A 13,918-nucleotide genomic window follows, 5' to 3' on the forward strand; every position below is an offset into this window, starting at 1 on the left:
GGTTCCTTTGACTACAGCTGAACATGGTTCAGTTTACATGGCATGGGCTACGCTACTGGGCGAGGCCGGCATGAAACAATGTGGCAGAACACTGCCGACTATCGCAAATCGATAGGAATGAACCGCGCGCATGCTTCGGTGAGACGGCGTTTGCCTGATTCATCCAGTGATTCATTGAGCTCAAGATCGGTGATGGCTGTCTGAGATTGCTTCCACAATGTGCTGATACGCTCGCGAGAACGATCAATGGCACCGGTCTTACCGAATAATTCGATGGCACGTTTCACTTGCTGCTCATCGCGGTGGGCAGCTTCGAACATATCGCGCAGTTCCTGCTGGTCGGATGCGTCTGCCGCGCTTAGCGCGTCTGCCAGCAGCACGGTGCGCTTGCCTTCGCGAATATCGCCGCCCACCGGTTTGCCGGTATTGCGGCTCGAACCAATGACGTCCAACAGATCGTCGGCAAGCTGGAACGCCAGTCCTAAGGGTTCGCCGACGGCAAGTGCTTGCTGCTGAGCTTTGGCGGGTTCGACTCCTGCGGCCAGCAGTGCGAATAGCAGTGGTGCAATAGTGGTGTAACTTGCGGTTTTCCAGCGGAATACGTTGAGTGAAGCGGCAGCCAATGCTTGAGGATCGCTTAACGGTGTCATTTCCACGCCGAGATCCAACACTTGGCCGATTTCCACCTCACGCTGCATCGTGAGGAATGATTCGATGATGGCATCGCCATTATTGAGATGCCGGGCCGCTCGTCGGGCGATTTCTATGCATGCCGTAGCCAGAATGTCGCCCAGCATCAGGCCAAGGCCGCGCCCAATGGAAACGTTATGTACGGTGTGCTCTAATGCCCGGTGCGCGGAAGGTTTACCGCGGCGCAGATCGGATTCGTCGATGATGTCGTCATGCACCAATGCGGCTGTTTGAAACACCTCGATGGCGCAGGCCAAGTCAAGCATGGCGGTGTGCGCCGAGGAGCCAGTGTCATGATGGCTGGCGGTCAGCGCATCAAATGCGTCAAGACTCAGCAGTGCGCGCAGACGCTTGCCACCCTGGCTTGAAGCGACGGCCTGATCGATGACTTCGCTCATCACCGGTCGTAAAGCGTCGGCCACTCCTCCTGTAGCGGGTGCATCGGTCAGCTCCCGGACCAATTCGCAGATGCGTGGCTCGATGATAGTGAGGTCATTCATGGTTGTGCACATGCTTTATAACTTATCCACAGGTTGTGATGAACACAACAACGTTGGAAATATTGAGCTTTGAAGCTAGAACCACATACCTTGTTTTTCGCTCTGTTCTGCGCGCGTTTCATGCATAGTGGACCCACATCCATTCGAATCGAGGCCGGTTGCATGGCTCGGATTCATTTGTTTTGGTCAAGGAGGACAGAAACATGGCAAACAGCAGCAAAAAACATGCGCGGCGCAACGCCAATACGGCTGGTAAGCGTACGAATGATTCCCATCGTAAAGGTCGGCATAGCGGCAAGCAATATGAATCGCAGCCGATGCTGCCGCCAGAACCATTCGACATGGAAGACTTGGATATGTTGTCCAGCACTTTTCATGCTGATCGTCGTGAACGAGGCCCGCAACAAGCGGATGCGGATTGGGTGGGCGAACCCTTGGACGAGTGGCTTGCTTCGCTGGACGAAGGCATCGCCGATCTGAATCCAGAAACTATGGCGGCGTTTGCCGTGGGAATGAATGAGACACTCTCTATTCGCGACGCTCTGATTCTTTCGATAATCATTGACCGGGACGTATGTCCCAAAGCGCAACTCATTGAATTTGCTTCAAAACCGCATAGCGCTCACGCCAAACGGCGGATGAGCCAGTTGCTGACTGCAGCATTTGAAGATGAGAGCATCATGCCTGATGAAGATCGTTGCCGCACTGGTGTGGACATGCTGCTCAATATCGCCATGATTTCGCCTATGCCGTACTGTATTCAGCCTTTGGCTGTTGCCGCCTACACGTTATGGTGGCTGGGAGATTCCAGCGCCGCGGCATTGGCGTTGCAATGCTTGATGCTGGATGAAGATTGTTCGCTAGCGGCGATGGTGTTTTCTGCAGCAGACCGCGGAGTATTTCCCGCATGGTGTGCGTGCAAGGTGCAGGAAATGGCTGTATAGCAGGCTTTTGCGATGAGAATTACGGGTGATGCGTGCGGTTTCGTAAGCGGGTGCTGGTTGTGTGTGCAACACTGTTTTTGCGATAAATGGGAATAATCGTCCGCGGAAGGTGATTTACTCACATAGTTGACGATTTGCCCTTGCCAGAAGTGTGCCCATGTGGTATGTGAACTTCAGGCGAGAGATCAGAAGGAGCAGTTTTGGCCACGAAGGAAACGACGGCAACCAAGCAGACGGAAGACTCCGGCGAGGAGACCGAGACCAAGAAGAAGGCCAGCTCTACGACCACCGCACGCAAGACCTCCACGCGTAAACCTCGCGCCACGAAGTCGGCCAAGGCAGCCGCAGGCGAAGCCGGCGAGAAGCCAGCGAAGAAGACTACGCGCCGCACCTCGGCCAAGAAGACCTCTGCTAAGAAGAGCGAGGATGAGGATCTTCTCAAGACCGAAGACGAGCAGAGCGACGACCTCGACGATGACGTGGTGGATGAAGACGACCTTGACGTTGATGATCTGGATGAGGACATCGATGATGTTGATGCCGACGACTCTGATGATTTGGATGAGGATGACCTCGATGCCGACGATGTAGATGACGAAGACGACGAGGATGAGGACGCCAAGCCGAAGCTTCCGGAGAAGCCGAAGGAAAAGGGCGCCTACGTGGTGTCCGATACCGATGACGACGACGAGAACATCATCCCTGCTGGTAACCCGAAGCGTCGTGTGATTGCTGCGGGCGCCACCGCCGATCCGGTCAAGGACTATTTGAAGCAGATCGGTCGTGTGAGCCTGTTGAACGCCGAACAGGAAGTGGACCTGTCCGAACGCATCGAGGCCGGTCTGTACGCCCAGCATCTGCTTGATACCCAGTCCGAAGGCATGGAGTTCAAGCGCAAGCGTGAGCTCAAGTGGGCTGCAGCCGACGGCAAGAAGGCCAAGGATCACCTCCTGGAAGCTAATCTGCGACTCGTGGTCTCTCTTGCCAAGCGTTACACGGGCCGTGGCATGCTGTTCCTCGATCTGATTCAGGAAGGCAATCTGGGCCTTATCCGCGCTGTGGAGAAGTTCGACTGGAAGAAGGGCTTCAAGTTCTCCACCTACGCTACGTGGTGGATTCGTCAGGCCATCACCCGTGCTATGGCTGATCAGGCCCGTACCATTCGTGTGCCTGTGCACATGGTGGAAGTCATCAACAAGCTTTCCCGTGTACAGCGTCAGATGCTGCAGGATTTGGGCCGTGAACCTACGCCGGACGAGCTGGCTCGTGAGCTGGATATGCCGGTGGAGAAGGTCCAGGAAGTGCAGAAGTACGGCCGCGAGCCGATTTCCCTGCATACGCCGCTTGGCGAGGATGGCGATTCTGAGTTCGGCGATCTGATTGAGGATACCGATGCCATTGCACCGTCTGATGCCGTGGCCTTCTCCCTGCTGCAGGAGCAGTTCAAGCAGGTGCTTGAAACCCTGTCTCCGCGTGAAGCCGGTGTAATCAAGATGCGTTACGGCCTTGAAGATGGCCAGCCCAAGACTCTGGATGATATCGGTCGTGTCTATGGCGTGACCCGTGAACGCATCCGCCAGATTGAGTCCAAGACCATGTCCAAGCTGCGCCACCCGTCTCGTTCTCAGACGCTGCGTGACTTCCTGGATCAATGATCGATCGCTTGGCTTCCCTCCATTCGAGGGAAGCCAAGATGGTATTAGAGAGAAATTAAGGATTTATGGCCACAGAAGATTATGGCGCGAAGGATCTTGCCGTCCTTGAAGGCCTTGACGCAGTGCGAAAGCGTCCGGGCATGTATATCGGCACCACCGATTCACAGGGTCTCATGCATTGCTTGTGGGAAATCATCGACAATTCCGTTGATGAGGCCTTGGCTGGATTCTGCACGGATATTACGGTGACGTTGCACGCCGATGGCTCGGTGGAAGTGGCAGACAACGGTCGAGGCATCCCGGTCGATAAGGAGCCGAAGACCGGTCTATCCGGTGTGGAAGTGGTACTCACCAAGCTGCACGCTGGTGCCAAGTTCGGCAATTCCTCCTATAACGCGGTCGGCGGCCTGCATGGTGTGGGCTCCTCCGTGGTGAATGCGTTGAGCTCTCGACTGGACGTGGAAGTAGATCGTGACGGCAAAACCCATCACATGGCGTTCCATCAAGGCCATCCCGGCGTTTATACGGATGCCGACCCGGCCAATCCTTCGCCGGATTCTCCATTCAAACGCACCCGTAAGAACCGTCCAACCGAATTGGAAATCATCGGCAAGGTAAGCCCAAAGACCACTGGTACGCGAATCCGTTACTGGGCGGATCCGGAGATTTTCAACAAGACCGCCGAATTCTCTTATGAGCAGCTTGTGGACCGTGTGCGCCAGACCAGTTTCTTGGTTCCCGGTCTTAAAATCACCATTGTTGACGAAAATGTGCCGCAATCCGCTGCCGATTCAATGGTATCTGCACAAGTGCCGGAATCTGATGCACCATCTCCGCTGCCCGAAGACCAATCCGTTGTGTCGGATGATGTCCATGAACTGCCGGTCAACAATGGCGGCAACGATAGCGAAGAGGACTTCTCGCTGAATGCTTCCAGTGAAGTTGTGGACGGCGCATTCGGCGAACAGCCGGCGCATCCGCGCGTAGTGGAATTCCGCCACACCGGTGGCGTCAAGGATTTCGTGGACTTTCTTTCCAAAGGTGAGCCGGTCTCTGACATTTGGCGTATTCAGGGTGAAGGCACCTACAAGGAAGAAACACAAGCAGTGGGTGAAGGCGGCGAACTGCACGCCCAGGAAATCGAACGCACCTGCGGCATTGACATTGCGCTTCGCTGGGTGAACGGCTATGACACCACGATTCGCAGCTTCGTGAACATCGTGGAGACGCCGGGCGGTGGCACCCATGTGGATGGCTTCATGAACGGCATCACCAAGCAGATTCGCAAGGCCGTGGAAGACAACGCCCGCAAACTCAAGGTGAATCTTAAGGATTCCGCCATGAGGGTGGAGCGTGACGACATTCAGGCCGGTCTTGTAGCCGTGGTCACTGCCCGTGTGGCCGAACCTCAGTTCCAAGGCCAGACCAAGGATGTGCTTGGCACTGCGCAGGTCAAGCCGATTGTCACCAGGCTCACGGATAAGCAGTTCGGTGAGATGATTACCGGTTCCAAGCGCGGCTACAAGGAGCAGTCCGGCCGCGTGCTGGAGAAGATTGTGGGGGAGATGCATGCTCGCATCCAATCCCGCAAGGCTAAGGAAGTCACCCGTCGTAAGAACGCGTTGGAATCCGCTTCCATGCCGGCCAAGCTTTCCGACTGCCAGCCAGGCAATGACGACATCGCCGAACTGTTCATCGTGGAGGGTGATTCCGCACTCGGCACCGCCAAGGCCGCGCGCAACGCCGGTTTCCAAGCGCTGCTGCCGATTCGAGGCAAAATCCTCAACGTGCAGAAGGCGTCGATTACGCAGATGCTTTCCAATAAGGAATGCGCCGCAATCATTCAGGTGGTCGGTGCCGGCTCGGGTCAGAGTTTCGATATTGAACAATCCCGCTACCACAAAATCATCATGATGACCGATGCTGATGTGGATGGTGCGCACATTCGCATCCTGCTGCTGACATTGTTCTACCGGTACATGCGCCCGCTGATCGAGCACGGATACGTGTATGCAGCCGTGCCACCGCTGCACCGCATCGCATTGACCGGCTCACATAAGGGCGAATACATCTACACGTATTCCGATGATGAGTTGGCTGGCAAACTCGCTGATTTGGATAAGCAGCACATCGGATACAACGATGACATCCAGCGCTACAAGGGTCTGGGCGAAATGGATGCCGACCAGTTGGCCGACACCACTATGGACCCGCGCACCCGCATGCTGCGCCGCATCCGTATGGAGGATGCTGCTCAAGCCTCCGAAATCTTCAGCCTGCTCATGGGCGATGATGTGCCGCCGCGCAAACAGTTCATCGTGGACAATGCCGATGATTTCGACCGCTCCAAGATCGACACCTGATAGATTGCTCTGCTGCCTTTTGATTGCCCCTGTTGAGCCAACATCATTGCAGCTCGACAGGGGTTAGTCTATTGGAGTTATTTGAAGAGCGATTAAAAATCACTCACTGCAGAAGCGTCCGACGAATTCATGTCGATATTCGGTATGCTTTGATGATGCTTTCCTGCTGTGCTGCAGAAGTGGGCTCTCTGTCGGCGTGTTGATTACTTACCGTTCGGTAAGCTAGATGACATCGTTGTCACGAACAGTGTTGTTTTTTTGATGGGTTGAGAGGTTGCACTTATGGCAAGTCTGCTGCTTGCGGTGATCTACATAGCATTTATCAGTCTTGGTCTTCCTGATGCATTGCTTGGTGCCGCTTGGCCAACAATGAGCCAGGATCTTGCAGTACCAGTCTCATGGGCGGGCGGCATCTCGGCGGTGATTTCCATGTTCACCATCGTGTCTGCATTACTTTCGGACCGTATGACTCTGAAATTCGGGGCAGGACGCGTCACCGCAGTATCCGTAGCGCTTACCGCGGCGGCTCTGGCAGGCTTCTCCATCGCGCCGAATTACTGGGTGCTGCTGTTGATTGCCGTACCCTATGGCCTCGGCGCGGGCGGTGTGGATGCCGCGCTGAACAACTACGTAGCCGTGCACTATGAAAGCCGACACATGAGCTGGCTGCATTGCATGTGGGGAGTCGGCGCATCCATCGGCCCGTACATTATGGGCTTTGCGCTATCCCGCGGTCAGGGCTGGCCTTGGGGATACCGGTATATTGCCATTTTGCAGGTGGCGCTTACCGTGGTTCTGGTGCTCAGTTTGCCGTTGTGGAAGTCACGCAAGCGCACCGCCGCGGAAGAGCAAGCTGACGCCAGCTCCGCTGCATCTGAAGGAGAGACTCGGAAGCCCTTGGGGGTGGCCGGAGTGCTGGCCATTCGTGGAGCCAAAGAAATCCTCATCATGTTCTTCTGCTATTGCGCCATCGAAACCACGGCCGGCTTGTGGGCGTCCAGCTACATGGTGCTGCATGGCGGCGTGGATAAGATTACCGCGGCAAGCTGGGCCAGCCTGTTCTATGTGGGCATCACCGTAGGACGAGGATTGTCTGGATTCATCACCATGAAACTCTCTGACCCCGCGATGATTCGGCTGGGACAGGCTCTGGTTCTGGCCGGCATTCTTGTTATGTTCGTGCCGCTGCCGCATCATCTGGGCATTGTGGTCGGCCTCGTGGTAGTGGGGCTTGGCTGCGCTCCGATTTATCCGTGCGTCATTCATTCAACGCCTACGTACTTCGGTGAAGAAAACTCGCAGGCCATCGTTGGCGTACAGATGGCCTGTGCGTATATGGGTTCGCTGCTTATGCCTCCGGTGTTCGGTGTCATTGCTCAATACATCAGCATCTCGCTTTACCCGTGGTACCTGTTGCTGTTCTTGGTGCTGATGACGGTGATGCATGAGCGTCTGCGCAAAATTCGTGGATAATGACGGACTGATGGTGTTTGCAATTGGAGCTTGATTTCGGCTGTTGCACGGTGTGCATTGCGCGGGCATAGTTCACCGGAATGTAGTCATTTTGTTATCGGCAGGTATCCTCTGATTCGACCTTTGGGCCGTGGGCCTACTATGCTGTGCAAACATGGAGAAAAGTGAAGAACATGAGCAGATGCCTGAACCGGTGCGTGATCGACTGGAAGCACTGGGTAAGGCACAGGGTTCTGTGATTGTAGTTGGCTCCATGAATGCCGACTACACCGTGAGCACAAAACGGCTGCCCAAGCCGGGTGAAACCGTAAACGGCGGGGCCATGAAAGTGTTGCCGGGCGGTAAGGGAGCTAATCAGGCATCCGCCGCGGCTCGGCTCGGTGCCAACGTACAATTGTTGGGCGCTGTTGGAGAAGACGCGAATGCGGACTTCCTGCTGAGCAAGCTTGACGAGGCAGGCGTGGATACCGCTGACATCTTGCATGTGGAAGGCCCGAGCGGCACCACGTTGATTACCGTCAGCGCCGAAGGCGAGAACACCATCGTCTATTCGCCTGGATCCAACTCCAAGGCCAGCGCAGGGTATGTACAGTCTCACCGCGATACTATCGCGCAATGCGCGGTGCTGGGTTTGTGCCTGGAAAGCCCGATTTCCACGGTGATTGCAGCGGCTCAGACCGCTCATGATGCCGGGGTAACCGTGTTGCTCAACGACTCGCCATTCATGGATGAGCTCCCACACGAACTGGTAGAGGCCACGGATATTCTGCTGGTCAACCAGCATGAAGTAGCCCAGCTGTTGGGCTTGCCGGATACCGAAAGCACTGATGATTACGACTGGTATGAAGTGGTGTCACGCTTCACCGACTATGGTTTTGATCGCGCCATCGTAACGCTGGGTGCATCTGGATCCATCGTAATTGAGGATGGCCGTTGGCATCGCGTTTCCGCGGCGCAAGTCGATGCGGTGGATACCACTGGATGCGGTGACTCCTTCATGGGTACCGTGCTCGCCGGTTTGGCCGCAAAGTTCACCTTGCTGCAATCCGCGCAGATCGGCTCCTATGTCTCCGCATATGCTGCCACCAAGCTTGGCGCGCAAAGCGCATATGGCACAGCTGAAGAAGTTATTGAATACTTCAGCTGATTTCATTGCTGTTGTTATTGGCTTAACGCGATAAATTCGCGTGTGAACCGACAATGTGCCCCGCTGGCTGCTCGCTAGCGGGGCACATTTGCTATTGAGCCAAGGTTTTGCCCTGTTGGATAGGCATTGTCTCCATTGTTGATACCGCGGACTAGGCTCGAACATATGTGCGAAAGTCTGAATCTATTTGCCGAACCTACCCAAATATGGTTCAAGCATGCATTTGGGCAGCCCACGGAGGCACAGAATCAGACTTGGCCGGCCATCAAATCCGGTAAAAATGTGCTCGTCATTGCACCCACAGGCTCCGGTAAAACGCTAGCGGCATTCCTGGCTGCCATCGACCGACTTATGGCACATGATAAGAGCGAACGCACGCAGTCGAAGCGTGCTGGTGTGCGAGTGCTGTACATTTCGCCGTTGAAGGCGCTCGCGGTCGATGTGGCTAAAAATCTTGAACGGCCACTCGAGGGTATAGCTGCACAATGCGAGGCGCAGGGACTGGCCGCGCCCACAATCACCATCGCTAATCGTTCCGGAGATACAACCGCGCAAGAACGTCGGCGCATTGCTTCTCATCCACCGAATATTTTGGTTACGACTCCGGAATCCCTCTATCTGTTGCTGACCTCGAAAGCGGGGCGCATTCTCTCCACGGTGGAAACGGTGATTGTGGATGAGATTCATGCCATAGCCGGTACCAAGCGCGGCGCGCATTTGGCATTAAGCCTTGAACGATTGGAAAACCTAGTTGCGGAAAGTCGTAAACGTGAGGCTGCGGATAAGGCGCATGATTCCGCTAAGGCCAAGGATACGAGTGAGGTGCGCAATGAATGGCATATTCAGCGCATTGGACTCTCTGCCACGGTGAACCCGCCTGAAGAAGCCGCCCGATTTCTGGGCGGCGGCCGGCCGGTAACTATCATCAATCCTGGTGGCAGACCGGCTATGGATTTGAAAATGGTTGAGCCATTGGAGAATATGCGAGACCTGCAATCCGTGAACACCAAGCATCGTGCTGGCGGAATGGATGCGGAGAAAATGCCGCATATCAGCGGAGTCACTCCAGCGATGCAGCGGCTGGCTGAACGCAAGGGCATCGTCGAATCTGATTCCTCTGTCATTGCTATCGCTCGTGGCGACCGCACATCCGGTTCGATATGGCCAGTGGTGGAGCGCAGCATCTTGGATGAGATCATGACGCACCACACCACGCTGGTATTTGTGAATTCGCGTGGCGTTGCCGAAAAGCTCACCGCCCGATTGAACGACATGTATGCCGAACAGCGAAACGGTGCACCGGCACAGCACGATGCTGTGAATGATGATTCATGGGCCGTAGGTCCTGATTCTCCTGAAGGGCGTGAAGGCTTCGCCAAGCATTATGACGCTGTAGTAGGTTCCACCACCATGCTGGTCGGCTCGCATGAAGGCGACGATGTGATTGCTATGGCCCATCATGGTTCCGTTTCCAAAGACCGCCGCAAGATGATTGAAGAACGATTAAAGCGTGGCGAATTGCGTTGCGTGGTGGCGACCTCCAGCTTGGAACTCGGCATTGATATGGGTTCTGTGGATCTGGTGATTCAGGTGGATACGCCGCTATCCGTTTCCTCGGGCTTGCAGCGAGTGGGCCGTGCCGATCATCAGGTTGGGGGAGTTTCCCATGCGTTGTTTTATCCGTTGACTCGGCAGCAGATTATCACTTCGGCGGCGAGCTTGGAATCAATGATGGCAGGAGATATTGAGCCGCTTGCCGTACCTCGTAATCCGCTCGACGTACTTGCTCAGCAAACGGTGGCTGAAGCGTCCATACATAATCTCAAGGCGGATGAGTGGTATGCCACAGTATGCCATAGTGCGCCATTTGCCGAACTGCCACGCGACATGTTCGACGCGGTGATAGGCATGATGGCCGGCGCATACAACACTGAGGAATTCTCCGCGTTCAAACCGCGGCTTATGTGGGATAGGGAAGAAGGTGTGATTTCTGCGCGTCCGGGTGCGCAAAAGATCGCCGTGACCTCAGGTGGCACAATCCCTGACCGCGGCCTCTACACTGTGGTTCTTCCTGAAGCCGACGCCGGCAAAGGGCAGCGTCGTGTGGGTGAGCTGGACGAGGAAATGGTGTATGAATCGCGCGTAGGCGATGTGATTACGCTTGGTACGTCGTCCTGGCAGATTCAGGAAATCACTCGTGACCGCGTGGTGGTGACGCCGGCACCTGGTCGCACTGCACGATTGCCATTCTGGCATGGAGAGGGTGCTGGGCGTGACTACGGCTCCAGCCGCACAATCGGTCGATTCCTCCGTGAGACCGCCGCTGGATTAGAGCTACCTTCCGGCTCCAAGCAAGTCGCAGACGCCCCGTCCTCCTCTGACTCCCCTCGGGAGAGCTGTCACCGTATGGCGACTGAGGGGAGATTCCATCCACACTTCACCCCAGCCATCACGCATCGCCTTCAACATGACGGCCTTGACGCCAACGCCATCACCAACCTTGCGAATCTGCTTGCCGAACAGCAAGCCTCCACCGGTGTCGTGCCCGATGACAGAACCTTGGTAGTGGAACGTACGCGCGACGAGGATGGTGGTTGGCGCATCGTCTTACTGAGCCCATTTGGTCGCCGCGTGCACGAACCGTGGGCGATGGCCATCAGCCGCAGACTCGCCACTCGATACGGTTTTGATGGTCAGGCCTATGCTGCGGACGATGGCATCGTGATTCAACTGCCGGACGGCGAAGGCCATATTCCGGTAGCCGACCTGTTCCTGTTCGACCCTGAGGACCTGCAGACGGATGTGGAACGGCAAGTCGGTGAATCGGTACTATTCGCCGCACGATTCCGTGAATGCGCAGCGCGCTCCCTGTTCATGCCGCGCTCCGACCCAGGCCGGCGTGTTCCACTTTGGCAGCAGCGACTCCGCGCCGCGCAGCTGCTGCAATCGGCCAGAACCGCAAAGAACTTCCCATTGCTGTTGGAAACCGCGCGCGAATGCCTACAGGACGTCTATGACATGCCGGCTCTGCATACAGTGATGGCTGGCTTGGAGTCCGGCAATATCATCATCAAGGATGTAGAAACCGAAACGCCTTCGCCGTTTGCGGAAAACATTCTCTTCGGCTTTGTGGGTGCGGTGATGTACCAGTATGACCAGCCTCAAGCCGAGCGCAATGCACAACTGTTGTCTCTCGATCCGCAAGTGCTCGAACGCCTACTGGGCAGTACGAATATGGCTCAAGTTTTGGATCCTGAAGTCATTCGTACCGTGGAGCAGGAACTAGGGGAGCGCACTTTCTGGAACGAGCTTGCCTCGGATGATATCGTCGGTAGAGTAGCCCGGTATGCGAAAACTCATGGTCCTTTCACCACCGAGCAAATCATCGATGAACTGGGCATGAGTGCAGATGATGCAGTACATGAATTGGACAGATTGGCCGGTTCCGGAGAACTACTCAAAGGTCATTTCGTTGATACTAATTCTGCAGCTGATTCGGTTTCTGATGCCCAAAATAACATCCGGAATCCTGAACAATGGCTGCACAAGGATGTATTCCGGCGCATTCGCCAGCGTTCACTGATTAAAGCGCGCAAGGCAATCAAACCGGTGGAGCCGGCTGCCTATCAGATGTTCCTGCTTGATCGCCAAGGTGTAGGACCTGTTGGCGGTGAACGATATGAGGGCGTGGACGGTTTGATGCGAGTTATCGAGCAGTTGGAAGGTTTGGCTTTGCCCGCCGCGTTATGGGAATCCTCCATATTCCCTGCCCGCGTGCGTGACTATCAGCCGGCGTTATTGGATGAACTGCTCACCTCTGGGGAGGTAGTGTGGGTGGGCTCCAAAGCCGGTGCAACAGGCGCTGCGGAAGCCGGAGAAATCACCTTCCATCCAGCGGCTTCTGTGCTCTTGCCTGATGAATCGAACACTGCGGATTCCATGCAGAGCGGCATCGCTGATGACAGGTCAGCCACGATGCCGCAAGCCATTCTTGCAGCGCTTTCGACAGGTGGGGCTTTCCACGCACGTCAGCTGATGGACGCCGCCAAGCGCATCTGGAACGAGACTGCCGAGCCGGATATCAACCCGGAAACCGGCGAAATCATTCCTCAGGAGTGGAGCGAACAACAGTTCAAGGATGCGTTATGGAGTCTGGTCTGGCAAGGCAATATCACCAATTCAAGCTTCACGCCTGTGCGCGCACTGATATCGGCGGGACAAATCGGCCGACGTAAAGCGACGGTCTCGCGCAGGCTGGGCCGGGTTGCGCCGATTCGCCGCGCGACTACCGATATGACATTGTCCGGGCTGTGGTCGTTAACGGCTACGGGGATACATGATGATGCCGCTGCCCAAGTGCCTGAAACCGCACAATCCATGCAAGCCGAGCGTGCGCTCGCCACAGTGGAAGCATTGCTCGACCGATACGGCATTATTGCGCAGCCGCTGGTGGATCAGGAAAAGCTTCCGGGTGGATTCTCAGCACTGTATCCGGTGCTGAAGCGCATGGAGGAACATGGGAAGCTGGTGCGCGGCATGTTCGTGCGTGGTTTTGGTGCAGCTCAATTCGCCGAGCGGGAGACCGTGGATGCGTTGCGCCATCTGTTGGAAAGCCGCGAGCAAACCGTAGTGGCGTTAAGCGTATTGGATCCGGCGAACCTCAGTGGCACGGCAATCGACTGGCCCCAGGTGAATGCCAGTGCCACAAAGCCAACACGGCGAGCCGGTTCACTCGTGGTGTTAAGTGCACAAGGCCCACTGTTATACGCCACGGTGAAATCCAAGCATCTGACGGCATTTCCATCACAGCCTCAATTCACTGAAAACAATGATGAGCGAGATGCCACTATCGATACCGCGGACGCTATTCCCGCCAATAGCATGATGCGCAAAGCCTCCGCAGAACTGGCCTATGCACTGCAACGTGCAAGTACTGGCACAGGATACGGTGCCAGTAGCGGGCCGGCAACAGTGACTTTCAGCGATGTAAACGGCGAGCCGCTGAACGCTCGTCATCCGTTCGCGCGCACGCTCCACCAGGCCGGCTTCGTTCCCGTGCCTCAAGGCATGCGACTGTATTAGCAGTATTCCAAAATCTGCGACGATCGAAAAAGAAGCAGGTCTGTCTTCCGGCAGAGCTCGGAGG

General features: G+C 55.9%; 7 protein-coding genes. 6 read left to right on the plus strand and 1 reads right to left on the minus strand.

All coding sequences use genetic code 11. The annotated features are described in order from the left end of the window. Positions 1–98: 98 nt before the first annotated feature. The gene (locus BISA_RS02955; protein WP_033890110.1) at positions 99–1,202 is read right to left on the minus strand and encodes a polyprenyl synthetase family protein; all 1,104 of its coding nucleotides are present in this window, start codon (positions 1,200–1,202) and stop codon (positions 99–101) included. A gap of 191 nt (positions 1,203–1,393) precedes the next feature. Between BISA_RS02955 and BISA_RS02960 the strand changes: the two genes are divergently transcribed. The 6 genes from BISA_RS02960 to BISA_RS02985 all read left to right on the plus strand — a co-directional run bounded on the left by BISA_RS02960 (position 1,394) and on the right by BISA_RS02985 (position 13,854). Then, positions 1,394–2,134: a DUF4192 domain-containing protein gene (locus BISA_RS02960; RefSeq protein ID WP_237746075.1), complete on the plus strand. Its 741-nt coding sequence runs from the start codon at positions 1,394–1,396 to the stop codon at positions 2,132–2,134. A 200-nt stretch (positions 2,135–2,334) separates the two neighbouring features. Beyond that, complete coding sequence (locus BISA_RS02965; RefSeq protein ID WP_033890112.1) at positions 2,335–3,789, plus strand: RNA polymerase sigma factor; 1,455 nt, start codon at positions 2,335–2,337, stop codon at positions 3,787–3,789. Positions 3,790–3,854: 65 nt separating this feature from the next. Continuing rightward, positions 3,855–6,152, plus strand: coding sequence for a DNA gyrase/topoisomerase IV subunit B (locus BISA_RS02970; protein ID WP_033890113.1), 2,298 nt, complete (start codon positions 3,855–3,857; stop codon positions 6,150–6,152). Between the two features lie 282 nt (positions 6,153–6,434). Continuing rightward, a complete protein-coding gene (locus BISA_RS02975; protein ID WP_033890114.1) occupies positions 6,435–7,625 on the plus strand; it encodes an MFS transporter in 1,191 nt (396 codons plus the stop codon). A gap of 181 nt (positions 7,626–7,806) precedes the next feature. Continuing rightward, positions 7,807–8,772: a ribokinase gene (locus BISA_RS02980; protein WP_033890115.1), complete on the plus strand. Its 966-nt coding sequence runs from the start codon at positions 7,807–7,809 to the stop codon at positions 8,770–8,772. 165 nt (positions 8,773–8,937) lie between these two features. Continuing rightward, positions 8,938–13,854: a DEAD/DEAH box helicase gene (locus BISA_RS02985; RefSeq protein ID WP_033890116.1), complete on the plus strand. Its 4,917-nt coding sequence runs from the start codon at positions 8,938–8,940 to the stop codon at positions 13,852–13,854. Positions 13,855–13,918: the final 64 nt, after the last annotated feature.

Source organism: Bifidobacterium saguini DSM 23967, assembly GCF_000741715.1.
GTDB classification, from domain to species: Bacteria; Actinomycetota; Actinomycetes; order Actinomycetales; family Bifidobacteriaceae; genus Bifidobacterium; species Bifidobacterium saguini.

What these genes read in the sequence shown, in the direction of transcription:
- BISA_RS02955 (WP_033890110.1), bottom strand. Translation starts at nt 1,202, where the DNA reads ATGTGCACAACCATGAATGACCTCACTATCATCGAGCCACGCATCTGC.
- BISA_RS02960 (WP_237746075.1), top strand. Translation starts at nt 1,394, where the DNA reads ATGGCAAACAGCAGCAAAAAACATGCGCGGCGCAACGCCAATACGGCT.
- BISA_RS02970 (WP_033890113.1), top strand. Translation starts at nt 3,855, where the DNA reads ATGGCCACAGAAGATTATGGCGCGAAGGATCTTGCCGTCCTTGAAGGC.
- BISA_RS02975 (WP_033890114.1), top strand. Translation starts at nt 6,435, where the DNA reads ATGGCAAGTCTGCTGCTTGCGGTGATCTACATAGCATTTATCAGTCTT.
- BISA_RS02980 (WP_033890115.1), top strand. Translation starts at nt 7,807, where the DNA reads ATGCCTGAACCGGTGCGTGATCGACTGGAAGCACTGGGTAAGGCACAG.
- BISA_RS02985 (WP_033890116.1), top strand. Translation starts at nt 8,938, where the DNA reads ATGTGCGAAAGTCTGAATCTATTTGCCGAACCTACCCAAATATGGTTC.